This is a genomic window from Microcoleus sp. OTE_8_concoct_300, assembly GCF_031383065.1.
GTDB lineage: Bacteria > Cyanobacteriota > Cyanobacteriia > Cyanobacteriales > Microcoleaceae > Microcoleus.
On record NZ_JANMZH010000248.1, the window covers coordinates 1 to 12,546 of the forward strand.

Here is a 12,546-nt window from a genome sequence, read left to right on the forward strand (position 1 = left end):
CATCCGTTCTTGGGATTCCGAAAGCAGGTATTCGTAGGGAATCATGCCGCTTTCTCGAACGGGAACTTTGTCTAAATCGAATTCAATGCCGACGCCGCCTTTGGCTGCCATTTCTGATGTGGAACAGGTGATTCCGGCGGCACCCATGTCTTGGGCGGCGACGACTGCACCGGTTTTGAATGCTTCTAAACAAGCTTCAATTAAGGATTTTTCTAAAAATGGATCTCCGACTTGGACGGCGGGGCGATCGTCCATTGATTTGTCGGTCAATTCGGCACTGGCAAAACTTGCTCCTCCCATGCCATCTCGCCCGGTAGTTGAACCGACATAAAGCACGGGATTTCCGATGCCGGATGCCCCAGATTTTACGATTTCTTGAGTTTCCATTAAACCCAAGGCCATGACGTTAACTAAGGGGTTGCCGGAATAAGCAGGATCGAAGTAAACTTCGCCCCCAACTGTGGGCACGCCGATGCAATTTCCATAATGGGAAATTCCCGATACTACGCCTTTGAACAATCTCTGAGTTTTAGGGTCGTCTAAGTTGCCGAAACGCAGGGAATTTAAAAGTGCGATGGGGCGGGCCCCCATTGTGAAGATATCGCGGAGAATCCCCCCGACACCGGTTGCTGCACCTTGGAAAGGTTCGACTGCTGAGGGGTGGTTGTGGGATTCAATTTTGAAGGCGAGTTGCAAGCCGTCTCCCAAGTCTACGACGCCGGCATTTTCTCCAGGTCCAACGAGAATTCGATCGCCCTCTGTGGGAAACTGTTTTAATAGCGGTCGCGAATTTTTGTAACAGCAGTGTTCGCTCCACATGACGCCGAACATTCCCAATTCAGCTTTATTGGGATGGCGGCCAAGACGCTGAACGATTTCTTGATATTCTTCTGGTGTGAGTCTTTCACCGGCAATTTGTTCGGGGGAAAATGGGGATTCGGAGATGGGAGACATGGAAACTCGTTATAAACCACAGGCTTTATTCTAAATGCCCTGTGCTTGGTTAATCTACAATCTATAATCTAAAATCTAAAATCCCAAGCTTTTGGTTTGCTAATTTAAAATCTAAAATCTAAAATCTAAAATCGAATGACTTTACCTCGAAATCTCAATTTTGCGAACCAAGACTTGCGGAATCGTTCTTTTAAAGGTCTTGACTTGTCTGGGGCGAATTTCAGCGGTTGTGACATTCGAGGCTGCAATTTCACCGGGGCGATTTTGAGGGGGGCAAATTTTCAGGGTGTCAGAACCGGACAAAGCCGCAGGCAGGTGAGAAATTTGATTGCTAGGGCTGGGGTAACTGCGGTGACAGTGACGACGGCTGGGGCTTTGACTGGACTCATTGGCGGGGCCGATGCGGGGGCTGTGGCGGTTACCGGAACGGCTGCTACGGCGATTGCTGTGACTCGGGGCGAGGCTGGAATTGTGGCGGGGTCTGTGGCTGGGGCTGCTGCTGCGATCGGCGCTAGCGGTATTGTGACATTTTTTGGCGGAGATACTCTCAGGGGAATTGTCTTATTTTTGGTTTCTGGGGTAATTCTTGGGTTAACTGCGATCGGCTTTTTTATCGCTGTTGAAGAAATAGAAAAATTGGCGGTAACGTCGTTTAGAAAGGCTGATTTGACTGATGCTGTATTCGATGCGGGGGCGATTATAGATGCAGATTTTTCCGATGCGCGAGGATTGTGGTAGTAGACTGCACAATTACTGATTTCTCACCCATTCCCGGAATTCTCGCACTGCTGCGGTTGCGCCTGTAGTTTGACACCGATCGATAAATTCGTCAACTTTTGCAGTCGGTAGCATTGGGAAAGCCCGGGAAAAATTGCACTCGGCATATTCGCCATTTTGCAATTGATAAAACTTGATGCTTCGTCCGTCGTACCGCCAAATTTCTGGTACGCCTAAATCTGCATATAAATCGAATTGATTTAAGGAACTGCTGGTAATATCAATTTCCAGTGCTAAATCGGGCGGCGGATCTTGAGCAAAGTCTAATTCGGTTCTCCCTCTGACCAGTGCTTCATTCTGGATATAATAGCATGAATCTGGTTCTTTTCCCGCTGCTTTTTTGCGTTTTTTAATCGTCATCGAGCCAAAGGGGTTGTACTCCAGATTGAGTTCTTCTATGAGAGTTACAATTAAGCGATCGATCAGCCTGTTGCGATTTTCATGTTCCGGTAGTGGCACCATAATTTCTAATTGACCTTGATGATAAGCAATTCGGGTGGAACGTTTGTTGCCCAGTTCCCCTAGCAGGCTTTCATATAACTGCCAACTGATATTGGGGAGTAAAACTCGCTGTTCGGGGGGCGTTGATATTGTTAGCATTTTACTTGGGTTGTAGAGCTTGAGAATATTTTAGTTTATCCTTTTTTTTTGCGAACCGCACAAAAAGTATCTGCCGACAGCTACGGTCATGCGCTACTCTAGTTAATAATAGACTGTGGTCATTAGTCCTTGTTGTATGAAGCTGCGATCGTTCTTTTCTTTCCTCATTGCTGGCGTCTTGGCACTCTTAGGCTTGAGTGCCGGTGGTTTTTACTGGCTGACAACTCACACTCCCCTGAATTTGCTCGCTGGCGGGCCGACAACTACTCCGGCTGCGGCTGTGTTTGTCTCGAAACAAGCACCTTTGTTAGCTTCAATGCTGGTAAATCCCGATCGCCTCGAAGCATTGCGACAAGTTTTTGCCACTCCCGAAGAAAGAAGTCGATCGCACGCAGAATTTGAGCAAATCAAAAAAAGTCTCCTCGCCAATACAGGCCTCGATTACAGCCGAGATATCGAACCTTGGATAGGTGACGAAATTACCCTCGCTGTCATAGATATAGATTCCGATGGCGACAGCAACAACGGCAAACAAAGCGGGTTTTTGCTGGCCGTTTCCTCCAAAAATGTCGATCGCAGCCAACAATTTCTCGACTCCTACTGGCGAAAACAATCTCGTGCGGCTAAAACAGTGCAGTCGGAAATATATAAAGCCGTGCAAATTAATTATAAACAAGTACCAATAGCCCAGAAAAAAACCTCTCCGATTTCGCCTTTCAACCCGTTTTCTCTGCCGAAGACAACTTTGCCGCCCAGCTTCGCAACAGCGGCAATCGGCGGCAGTTCAGATTCAGGAAATAGCCCCAATTTTGTTTTATTTGCCAATAGCCCAAATGTGATTCGAGATGCAGTTAACAACGTTGAAGCAGCAAACCTAAATCTCAACAATAGTCCTAACTATCAAAAAGCTTTCCAGCAGTTAACTCAAGGCAGAATAGCTTTAGCATTTGTTAATCTGCCGCAGTCACAAACCGAGCTAAATCCCCAAGTTTCTCTTAATTCCCTCGCAGTTGCTGTCGGAGTCAACCGACGGGGATTGCTGGCTCAAACTGCTTTAGTGACATCGCGAGAAAACACAGCTTATCCAACACTCTCAGAACCAGTGAAAGCTTTGCAATACATTCCCTCCGCTAGTCCTCTCGCGGTCGCCAGCAGCGATTTAAGGAATTTTTGGGCTGATTTGTCATCGGCGGTGTCCACTAATGCAGAAGTCTCAAAGTTAGTCGATCGCACCTTCGGAGATATTCAGCAAGTTTGGGGCGTCAACCTGCAGCAGGATATATTTAACTGGGTACAAGGAGAATACGCTTTAGGAGTGCTTCCGAATTCGTCAAATAGTGCGGACTGGATTTTTGCCGCCGAAAAATCTGCTGATTCCCAAAAGGCGATCGACAAACTCGATGAAATTGCCCGCAGCAAAGAATACAGCATCGGCAGCTTTACTCTCAGGAACCAGAAAATTACCGCTTGGACGCAGTTGACAACGAGTCAAAATTTGGGTAAAAATAATAGAAAAAGTGCGATCGAAACCGAGGCAAAAGGAGTCCGAGCCACCGTCGGCAAATACGAAATTTTCACCACTTCGGTAGAAGCAATGGACGCAGCACTAGAAGCAGCAGAAACAGGCTCTTTAGTTGCCAATCAAGATTTTCAAACCAGCATTGAACCGCTACCGCCATCTAATGACGGCTATTTTTATTTAGACTGGCCCTCCAGCAGGGCAATTTGGGAAAAACAAATCCCGCTGTTGAGGTTAATTGAACTTTCGGCAAGACCATTGTTCGACCACTTGCGATCGCTCACAGTCACCAGTACCGGAGAAATAACAGGAATTCGCAAAGCTACAATATTTATGCGGCTGAATTAGTCATTAGCCATTAGTCATATAGCAATCCTTGCAGGAGTCGTAAATTTTTTACCCCACCCCAGCCCTCCCCGAACTCGCGGTCCGGGAGTAAGAAATTCACAAATGATGCGAGGATCGCTATATAAGTCCTAAATTTTGTCGCGGGTTGACCAAAATATATAATCCAAGCGAAAGATTCAGGTAAACGCGCCCCGACAACCTATCAGCAGTCATTAGTCATACCACTTTTTCAAAGTATGGCTACAAACATTTTGTTTGGGTTTAGTTGCACGCGCCCAACCTACTGTCTAATAACTAATAACTGCTGACTAATGACTGCTGACTAATGACTGCTGACTAATGACTGCTGACTAATGACTGCTGACTAATGACTGCTGACTAATGACTGTTGACTAATGACTGTTGACTAATGACTGCTGACTAATGACTGCTGACTAATGACTGCTGACTAATGACTGCTGACTAATGACTGCTGACTAATGACTGCTGACTAATGACTAATTTGGCTGTTTCTGTTTCCCAAAATAAGCTTGAAAAACCTCTTTGGCGATCGGGGCTGCTGCAACAGAACCAAAACCGCCATTTTCCACAACCACGGCGATCGCAATTTCCGGCTTGTCCGCGGGCCCGAAGGCGACATACAAAGAGTGATCCTTCTGTCCGATGACCTCCGAAGTCCCTGTTTTGCCCCCCGTCAGCGGAATCGAACCGTCATTCATCCCCTGTCCCGTACCCTCGGCAACCACCGCGATCAGTCCTTCCTTAATCACCTGAACTGTTGAAGGTTTCATCCCTGTATGTACCCGTTGAGTCTGCGGCGTGCCGGTCATAGAAGTCAAAAGATGGGGCTTCACGCGATAGCCGCCGTTAGCGATCGAACTCACCATCACCGCCGCCTCCAAAGGAGTCATCAACACCAACCCCTGCCCGATGGACATCGTTACCGTATCACCCGCATACCAAGGTTCTTTATAGATTTTCTCCTTCTGGGCCGGCGTCGGGACTTGACCGTGATCGCCGCCGCCTAGGCCCAAAAGATTCAAATCCGTCTCCTTGCCAATTCCCAAGCGGTGTCCCCACTTAGAAATTTCCTCCGGTCCGGTACTAATCCCCACTTGATAAAAAAACGTATTGCTGCTGAAAGCCAAGGCCTCCCGAAAGCCGATGTTGCCGTAACCGCCGCTGTGTTCGTTAAAATCAATTCCCCCCACAGTAATGTAAGACGAAGTACCGAGAATTGAGTCCGGCGAAAACTTGCCCGACTCCAAGCCCGCGACGGAAGTCACAATTTTAAAAGTGCTACCGGGGGGATAGCCTTGCATGGCCCGATTCAAAAATGGATTTTCCGCCTCTTGAAGAGTTTCCCACTCCTCCTTAGTGATTTTTCGCGTAAACAGATTGGGGTCAAACGTCGGGTGGCTAGCCAGAACTAATACTCCGCCGGTTTTGACATCCAGGGCCACTACTGCTCCCCGCCGGTTCCCCAGGGCTTGTTCGGCTGCTTTTTGCATGGACAAGTCTATGGTTAGCTGCACCGCCTCACCCGGTTTAGGCGGTGTCTCGCCGATCAGTCGCAACTCTTGATTTTGGGCATTTACCTCGATCAGCCGATCGCCCCAAACTCCCGCTATCTTCTCGTTAGAACTCGCTTCTATGCCCATCTGACCGACAATCATCCCCATCGGATATTCCGGGTTAGCTTCCAAGTCTGCTGCGGTAGCTTCGCCAATATATCCGAGAACATGAGCCGCCACACTGGCTTCGGGATAATAGCGCTTCGCTTCTGGTCGCACTTCCACTCCGCGTATTTGTCCCACCTGTTCTGCTAGTGGCACAAACACCTCTGGCGGCATCGCTTGCTTGATCCGCACCGGTCTGTAGGATAGAGGATCGACCTGTTTTATTTTTTGTAAAATTTCTTCGGCCGGGATTTTCACCAGCGGACTCAACTTGTTTGCTGTAACTTTCCACTCTTCCGGCGTTTGTTCTTTCGGCCACAAATATACCGATCGAGCTAAATTGTTTGCCGCTAGCAGCTTGCCTTTGCGATCGATAATGTGTCCGCGATTGGCCGGCATTGGCACTAGGCGAACGCGATTGTTTTCGGCTCGTTCCCGGTTTTGCTTTCCTTGTACCAGTTGCAATTCCACCAGCCGACTAGCGTGCAGGCTCAGCAAACCGGTTGCCACTAGCATTAACACGATCGCCCGGTGTATCGGACGATCCTGTTTCTTAGGAGTTTCCCCCAGGCTTTTGTCAGAAGAGTGGAATCCTGATATCGAATAAATTTGTCGTTGCATCATTCTCTAGGTAGATGTCAAATCCTAGATTTTATACTACTGATTGTCAATTGTGAAGTATAAATCATCAGACCGGGGGCGATCGGGCATTAGCCGTTGGGGGAAGCGGAATGATTAATAATTAGCTTTTGACTAATAATTAATAACTCATGAATGCTGACTGCTGACTAATCTCCCAAGCACCAAGAAATAGCCAGCACAATCAAGGCCAGGCTCAGCCAATTAGGGAAGTGGAGCCAGCCGCCTAGACCTATAGGTAACAATACCAAAACCTGTGTCAATAGGGAACCGATCGCCAACAGCAACGCTAGAAGTATCAAATTTATCATCTAGACACCGTACAATTTCGGATAGGAGTCGATAGCCTGTGGCAGAAATCCGAGTGGCACAGGCGAGGGCGATCGCAGAGGGATTGTCCTGATAGACATAAGGTAGAGAAGCCTGGAGGTTTTGAACCAATTGAAAAAAAATTATTATTCCTCCAGAGTTAGGATTATAGGGGCTGCGATGGGTAAATTCTGAGTTTTGATTTTAAGTTGTGACGCCAGGAGAATTGCTATGTTGTTTAATCAGGGAGCCAATTTCAAAAACGGTGCGATCGCCGCGATCGTCGCCGCGATCGTCGCCCTACCAGTTTTAGCAGAAACCGCCAATTTCGGCACTTTAACTTTATCGCCTGGTTTTGAGTCCCCAACAGCAGTTTTGAGAGGTTCCACAGGCGGATCGTACTCTCTATCTGCCATAGCCAACGCCGATCGCCACAAAAACAAATGTTTGGGTTTTGCCACTCCAACTCCCGACCACATCATAGTCTTGCAGCAAAAATTTTCAAAACTCACACTCCAAGTCAACAGCGGAGGCAAGGACACAACCTTACTCGTACAAGGCCCCGGTAATGCAGTGCGCTGCGGAGACGATGCAGGTCAGAATAAAGATGCTGGCATTGTTGATTCAGACTGGCAAGCAGGCTCTTACAGGATTTGGGTAGGTACTCTCGAACCCGGAGTCAAGTCTGACTATACAATCTCAGTACAGGAATAGAACGCGGCGGCGCTTGTCGATGGGGACAATAAAATATCATCAAATTTTCCCCCAATCTCCTCTTCTCCCAAGGTTCCACTCCCCCAACCTCCCCCAATCGGCCAACCTGTTAATCTCCCACTCCCCAATCTGCCGATCGACCACTCACTTCCCCATCCAGTAAAATGTAAAATCGAAAGTGGCGTGTTTAACCAAAATTGGTAACTCTGAAAGTGCTAAAGACCCTTAGAGCTGACTTCAGTATAATTTTCGATCGCGACCCTGCAGCTCGCAACTGGCTGGAAGTTTTGTTTTGCTACCCCGGTCTTCAAGCCCTAGTGCTGCACCGCCTCGCACACTGGCTTTACGTGCTGGGACTTCCCTTCATCCCCCGCTTGATTTCCCACATAGCTCGCTTTTTGACCGGAATTGAAATTCACCCCGGGGCAACGATCGGCAAAAGCGTATTCATCGACCACGGTATGGGGGTTGTGATCGGCGAAACAGCAATTATCGGGGATTTTGCCCTAATTTACCAAGGTGTCACCCTCGGCGGCACAGGCAAAGAAAGCGGCAAGCGTCACCCTACCGTCGGCGAAAATGTAGTTGTCGGTGCCGGCGCCAAGGTACTCGGCAATCTTCAAATTGGCAACAACGTTCGCATCGGCGCCGGTTCCGTCGTGCTCAGGGACGTACCATCTGACTGTACGGTTGTAGGGATTCCCGGCCGCATCGTCTATCGATCGGGAGTGCGCGTCAATCCCCTAGAACACGGCAGTTTGCCGGATTCGGAAGCTGTGGTAATTCGCTCTTTACTCGATCGCATCGAGTCCCTCGAACAGCAAGTAAAAAGTTTGCTTCCTCAAGCATCTGTCTCCTTAACTTCTGTTCCCAATTCCCACAATTTCCACTCAGTATCTGAAGCTTTAAACCAAGCCAGCAATGTAGCCTTATCCGAAAAAACACAGCTAGTTACAACCCCTAGCTGCAAGTTAAAAGATAAAGCAATTCAAGAATTTTTCGACGGCACCGGCATCTAAAATTTGAATTGGGAATAGGGCATAGGGCATAGGGAATTGGGCATAAGGCAGTGGTGAATGTTAATTGTTAACTGATGACTGCTGACTAATGACTAATGACTTCTTTTTCAAGGATTAACCGATCGCACAGACCAATTTCCCTCCCCGTCGCGCCGATAAAGCGATCGGTTCTGCGGTTCCCCGCGCAACTCCAACAAATCCACCGTTTCCGGTTCCAACAACAGCAAGCAAAAATTAGGCAGCGGGTCGATCGGATCTGGGGTAGCAGAATCAAAAGCAGCAGCCGGGGCTTTGTCATCCCCCGGATGCGGCCAAGCAAATTGCGATCGAGCCGCCTCAGAAAGCTCCTGCCAAGCTGTGCGGCGCGATGAGCACAACTGGGCCTCTGGATAATCTGCCCCTACCAAAATCAGTTGTCCAGCAATCCGAAATTGTTCGCGAGTTTGGGGGAAATACCAGCAAATTTCCCCCCAAGGATAGAGGTTAATTTCCTCTGCCTTTTGACTGCGAATATCTGTAATAAACTTTAACTGATTAGTATCTGCTAAAAAGCCTCGAAACACCACAGTGCGGTTAGCCGGACGCCCGGTGGCGCGAACAGTTGCTAGTTGCAAGTAGCGGGCAAAAGCAAGACTGCGGTTGCGGTGGAGCGCGCGAGCTAGGGGCGATCGCCAAAGTGCTAAAGACATAATTAATAACCTATCATATGGGTAATGGGATTAGTCAGTAGTCAGTAGTCAGTAGTCCTTAGTCCTTAGTCAGTAGTCAGTAGTCCTTAGTCAGTAGTCAGTAGTCCTTAGTTATTGGGAATTGGGAATTGGGCATAGTTTCTTGTTTTTCTTCTTCCTTGTTCCTTGTTCCTTGTTCCTTGTTCCTTGTTCCTTGTTCCTTGTTCCTTGTTCCTTGTTCCTTGTTCCTTGTTCCTTGTTCCTTGTTCCTTGTTCCTTCTGACTAATGACTAATGACTAATAACTAATAACTAATGACTACTGACTAATGACTCTTTTTTCTGCTATTGGTAATTTTATGTCAAATTCACTCTCAAAACTCAAAACTATTGAAACTCCCCACAGTGGCTACCACTGGGACGGCGGTTCCCGCCGTTTTTTTGAAGGCTGGTACTATCGAATAACATTACCTGCTCGCGGACAATCTTTTGCCTTCATGTATTCAATAGAAGACCCCAGAGGCGGTCAACCTTACAGTGGCGGTGCAGCTCAAATTCTCGGTCCGGAAGATAGCTATTTGTGCCGCACATTCCCCGATGTAAATAAGTTTTGGGCCCACCGAGAAAGCTTGGCTTTCGGACATTGGGGCAGAACAGATTTACAAATTAAACCCCAATATTTAGAACCTCAAGTATTTGACAGCCGCGTCGAAGAAGGCTATCAAGCTACTGCTACCTTGAATCAAGGTTATATCCACGATCCGGGAAGCGGCAGCCACTGTTTTTGGCAATACCAAATTCAACCTGTTTACGGCTGGGGCAACTCTGACCAACTCCAGAAATCCACGGCGGGCATGGTATCTTTTCTACCCATATTTGAACCGGGATGGCAAATTTTAATGGCGCACGGTTTAGCCACCGGCTGGATAGATTGGAACGGCCAACGCTACCAATTTAAAGATGCTCCCGCTTACAGCGAAAAAAACTGGGGCGGTGCTTTTCCGCAAAAGTGGTTTTGGGTTAATTGCAATTGTTTTCAAGGCGAAAGCGATTTAGCTTTAACTGCTGGCGGCGGCAAGCGGGGCGTGCTGTGGTGGATGGAATCGGTAGCAATGATTTGTCTGCATTACCGAGGCAAATTTTACGAATTTGTGCCTTGGAATTCGCAAGTTAGTTGGAATATTGATCCTTGGGGAAGCTGGAAAATGCAGGCTAGAAACAGTCAGTTTGAAGTTGAGTTAATTGCCACTACAAACCGTTCTGGTACTGATTTGCGAGCTCCTACAGAAAAAGGTCTGGCTTTTTGCTGCCGGGATACGACGCACGGCAAATTGCGCTTGCAACTGCGAGAATTGTTGGGGGGAAATGTTGACAAAAATGGCAAGCAGCGTTCTAGAATTATCTTAGAGGCTGAAAGTTCTTTCCCGGGTTTGGAAGTTGGGGGCGGGCCTTGGGATGAAGTTTGGCGATCGAACTAAGTCATTAGTCATTAGTCATTAGTCATTAGTCATTAGTCATTAGTCATTAGTCCTTAGTCCTTAGTCATTAGTCATTGGTCATTAGTCATTGGTCATTAGTCCTTAGTCAGTTAACAGTAGTCAGAACAGCCATGATCAATTTACTCGGTTTGCAATTAGGCAAATTCTACCGCAGCCAGCGGTTACAACAAGCTCTCAAGGTGATTTTGGGACTAACTTTATGTTTGGGCACAATCTTGATGCCTGCGGCAATTGCTAGTGCGGCCGGTGATTTGTCTCGCCAACCAGTCACCGAAATTACTGTTAGTTTAGGTAACGAAGCTGGGGAACTCAAATTTTTTCCCAATCTGCTAGAATTTGAATCGGGCAAGCGCTATAAATTAGTGCTGAAAAATCCCAGTTCGCAGAAACATTATTTCACAGCCAAAAACTTTGCTGATGCCAGTTGGACTCAAAAAGTTGAAGCTGGTAATGTGGAAATTAAAGGAGCGATTCACGAATTGGAACTTAAACCGGGCGCTATGGCAGAATGGGTGTTTGTTCCCATGAAATCGGGAACCTACAACCTGCGGTGTACGGTAGCCGGACATACAGAGGCGGGGATGATTGGGAAAATTACGATCGCCTCTTAAATCCTAGTTAATACATTAACAGGTTGACTAATTTTTGTGTAATCGGAAAATTAGTCTGACGCTCAAAGTGTATAAACATCGGACTAGGATTCGCCTCTAAAAATACATACTCACCCGTGGGCTTGAGACGCCAATCAATAGCAGTCCACTCTAGCATAAAAGCCTTTAATATTGCCAAACATTGTTTTTCAACTGATTCTGGCAAATCTATCGGAATTAGCTCGGCCTCTAAATCTTCCCGAAAATCCAAAGCTTGACTGCGAATTTCGGCAGAATAGACTGATTCACCAATCACATAACTGCGGATGTTTGTGCCAGGAATATACTCTTGTATTGTGGCTGGAGAAATACTCAAAGCTAAGTCCAGGCGATTAGGTTCTAAATGCGCCTCTGTCACCAACTTGGTATGAGCGCCACAATAAACAGGCTTAAAAATTGCTTTTTCATGAGCTTCCACAAACTCCCTAACTTGCTCTGGATTGTTACTGATTAAAGTTGCAGGAATCGTAACTCCTATTTGCTTTGCCAAACTCAGTTGTAGGGGTTTTTCTTTATGAAATTGGTAGGCCTGCCAGGAATTAATCCAGCGAGCCGGACAAGCTTGCATGAGCGATCGCACTGTACTCATTGAATCATTAAATGCAACTTGCTGTTGATTTGCATCTTTTAAAGGTGGAACATAAACACCGGAAAAATTGCGCCAAAATATGCTGTGAATATCTTGAAAATTCAACTGGCGACCTCCGGGTAGCGTCAAGCACCCTACCAGGGTATCAGGTTGCCAAGACAGACGTAACTGTCTGGGAAACAGATAGGTATCTAAATAATCTACTTCTGCACCGGCTTGGGTGAGAGCATCTTTTATATGAGCAGCATGAGCATCTGAATCATTACCCAGTATTAAAATGTTCATGGGAAAATTGAAAATTAAAAATCTGCTAAAATGCCAGTAATATCATGTCCGGTCGATTCCCTCCGCTTCGCTTCACCCGAAATCATGTAGGGGCCCGTGAGCCAACAATATCTGCCAACAATCGACCATCTCAAAAACCCGCCCGGCCGGGATATTATGGTCAATCGATCGGACATGATATAAATAAATGAAAAGTCGCATCACTTGTTTTGAGAGTGTTGCAACTTTTTATCTATTAAAAAAAACTGTCGAATGAGTCTGAATCTTTGAAAGTCTCATTACAGAAACAATTTGAAGC

The 12,546-nt window shown here is 47.0% G+C and carries 12 protein-coding genes; 6 read left to right on the forward strand and 6 right to left on the reverse strand.

From position 1 onward, the window contains the following. Positions 1–954, reverse strand: a 954-nt coding sequence (locus ACUVJL_RS11715; RefSeq protein WP_445246005.1) for an AIR synthase related protein, incomplete at its 3' end; no start/stop codon positions are given. Positions 955–1,089: 135 nt separating this feature from the next. Between ACUVJL_RS11715 and ACUVJL_RS11720 the strand changes: the two genes are divergently transcribed. Then, entirely contained in the window at positions 1,090–1,692 is a 603-nt protein-coding gene (locus ACUVJL_RS11720; protein WP_445246006.1) for a pentapeptide repeat-containing protein, read from the forward strand. A 12-nt stretch (positions 1,693–1,704) separates the two neighbouring features. On the opposite strand, the gene ACUVJL_RS11725 is transcribed toward ACUVJL_RS11720, so the two are convergent. Then, positions 1,705–2,331 carry a Uma2 family endonuclease gene (locus ACUVJL_RS11725; RefSeq protein ID WP_445246007.1) on the reverse strand — a complete coding sequence of 209 codons (627 nt, stop codon included), beginning with the start codon at positions 2,329–2,331 and terminating at the stop codon, positions 1,705–1,707. Positions 2,332–2,467: 136 nt separating this feature from the next. Here ACUVJL_RS11725 and ACUVJL_RS11730 point away from each other — a divergent pair, with 136 nt between their 5' ends. Then, positions 2,468–4,198 (forward strand): DUF3352 domain-containing protein, encoded by a 1,731-nt coding sequence (locus ACUVJL_RS11730; protein WP_445246008.1) that lies wholly within the window; start codon positions 2,468–2,470, stop codon positions 4,196–4,198. A 497-nt stretch (positions 4,199–4,695) separates the two neighbouring features. Here ACUVJL_RS11730 and mrdA read toward each other — a convergent pair whose 3' ends face one another. Together mrdA and ACUVJL_RS11740 are read right to left on the reverse strand one after the other, a co-directional pair. After that, complete coding sequence (gene mrdA, locus ACUVJL_RS11735; RefSeq protein WP_445246009.1) at positions 4,696–6,501, reverse strand: penicillin-binding protein 2; 1,806 nt, start codon at positions 6,499–6,501, stop codon at positions 4,696–4,698. A 219-nt stretch (positions 6,502–6,720) separates the two neighbouring features. Further along, positions 6,721–6,957 carry a hypothetical protein gene (locus ACUVJL_RS11740; protein WP_445246010.1) on the reverse strand — a complete coding sequence of 79 codons (237 nt, stop codon included), beginning with the start codon at positions 6,955–6,957 and terminating at the stop codon, positions 6,721–6,723. A gap of 99 nt (positions 6,958–7,056) precedes the next feature. On the opposite strand from ACUVJL_RS11740, the gene ACUVJL_RS11745 reads away from it, so the two are divergent. Both ACUVJL_RS11745 and cysE read left to right on the forward strand, forming a co-directional pair. After that, on the forward strand, positions 7,057–7,539 hold the full coding sequence (locus tag ACUVJL_RS11745) for a hypothetical protein (protein ID WP_445246011.1): 483 nt from the start codon (positions 7,057–7,059) through the stop codon (positions 7,537–7,539). Positions 7,540–7,751: 212 nt separating this feature from the next. Then, positions 7,752–8,558: a serine O-acetyltransferase gene (gene cysE, locus ACUVJL_RS11750; protein ID WP_445246012.1), complete on the forward strand. Its 807-nt coding sequence runs from the start codon at positions 7,752–7,754 to the stop codon at positions 8,556–8,558. Positions 8,559–8,665: 107 nt separating this feature from the next. On the opposite strand, the gene ACUVJL_RS11755 is transcribed toward cysE, so the two are convergent. Next, complete coding sequence (locus ACUVJL_RS11755; RefSeq protein ID WP_445246013.1) at positions 8,666–9,247, reverse strand: Npun_F5749 family FMN-dependent PPOX-type flavoprotein; 582 nt, start codon at positions 9,245–9,247, stop codon at positions 8,666–8,668. Positions 9,248–9,584: 337 nt separating this feature from the next. Here ACUVJL_RS11755 and ACUVJL_RS11760 point away from each other — a divergent pair, with 337 nt between their 5' ends. Together ACUVJL_RS11760 and ACUVJL_RS11765 are read left to right on the forward strand one after the other, a co-directional pair. Then, positions 9,585–10,703: a tocopherol cyclase family protein gene (locus tag ACUVJL_RS11760; protein WP_445246014.1), complete on the forward strand. Its 1,119-nt coding sequence runs from the start codon at positions 9,585–9,587 to the stop codon at positions 10,701–10,703. A 131-nt stretch (positions 10,704–10,834) separates the two neighbouring features. Next, on the forward strand, positions 10,835–11,335 hold the full coding sequence (locus tag ACUVJL_RS11765) for a plastocyanin/azurin family copper-binding protein (RefSeq protein ID WP_445246015.1): 501 nt from the start codon (positions 10,835–10,837) through the stop codon (positions 11,333–11,335). 7 nt (positions 11,336–11,342) lie between these two features. Here the strand turns inward: ACUVJL_RS11765 and ACUVJL_RS11770 are convergent, their stop codons facing one another. Next, the gene (locus ACUVJL_RS11770) at positions 11,343–12,248 is read right to left on the reverse strand and encodes an ATP-grasp domain-containing protein (RefSeq protein WP_445246016.1); all 906 of its coding nucleotides are present in this window, start codon (positions 12,246–12,248) and stop codon (positions 11,343–11,345) included. Positions 12,249–12,546: the final 298 nt, after the last annotated feature.